This window comes from Bacillus xiamenensis, from assembly GCF_000300535.1.
Taxonomy (GTDB): Bacteria; Bacillota; Bacilli; order Bacillales; family Bacillaceae; genus Bacillus; species Bacillus xiamenensis.
Map to the genome: position 1 here is coordinate 1 of NZ_AMSH01000121.1, position 985 is coordinate 985.

At 44.2% G+C, this 985-nt stretch carries 2 pseudogenes; both read right to left on the reverse strand.

The annotated features are described in order from the left end of the window. A pseudogene (locus BA1_RS18235) lies at positions 1–373 on the reverse strand (hypothetical protein); the annotation flags it as partial. Beyond that, positions 370–939 (reverse strand): annotated as a pseudogene (locus BA1_RS18240) (phage portal protein); the annotation flags it as partial. The pseudogenes BA1_RS18235 and BA1_RS18240, both read right to left, overlap by 4 nt. Positions 940–985: the final 46 nt, after the last annotated feature.

Genomic DNA, 985 nt, shown 5'->3' on the forward strand with positions numbered 1-985 from the left:
TATCTGCATCGATGGAATGCATGATCTTCTCGGCCAGCTGCGTGACAGTCAAAGTCAAGAAAATGGCCGTTTCTTTTCCAAACAGCTCCGCAAATTCATCAGCTGCAAACAAGTCATTTTGAAAGAACGCTAGAATTGATTCTAACGTCTCCGAATCGTCCTTGGATATAAAACCATTCAGTTCATTCAAAAACGTCCTGCGTTGCAATCTGAGAAGTTTTGCGGTGGTTTTTTCGAACTCTTCTACCAAAGAGGGAATGTCTTGCAGTTCAGGGAAATCAGCCACCGCCTCTTTGAGTTCCTCGACCTCATCTGTCTCCGCTTTTTGCACAAAAGTATTGATGTTTTTTATCAGCTGATCAATCTTGCTCATTTGCCGATCTCCTCTAGTTCATCCCTAACATCTTTTAAGAGATGGACCAGTTCTTCTTGGGAACCTGCTGACTTTTGAAGCACCGTATCAAATAGGCTAGTTGATGTCTTTGGCTTCGCTTCAATTGGTCGGTGATATTCTTCCTCCGGCCATTCTTCAAGTGTCTTACCAAGGATACGGCCAGCTAGATCACGCAGGTCATTAGGTGAAACCGCTCCTGCTTGAATAAACGGCGTAAGAACCTTTGCGATTTCGAGCGGATCACGAAAGTCAGGACCATTCAAAATGAGCCGCACATGCCAGAGATCAAGATCAGGAAGAAAGAGTGTATTGAGCTTGCCAGTGATGATCATTCGCTCTGGCTGAAATACCTGTTCCTCTGTCGTCTTTCGAGCGGTGTCAGCTGTCGCCTTGTTATAATCCTGTGATTCGCCAGTGTAGATCGGCGGCAGACGGAAAGAAGAACGTATCTTGTTTCTCGTCTTCTCGTCATATTCAAGGAATAGCGCATCCTCCTGAAGAATCTCGGCCAGTGATTTTATTTCAACTTTCACAGATGCTGCCTCTTAGTCCTTGCTTAATTAGTATTTTTCCTTTTTTGTCTTTATTTTC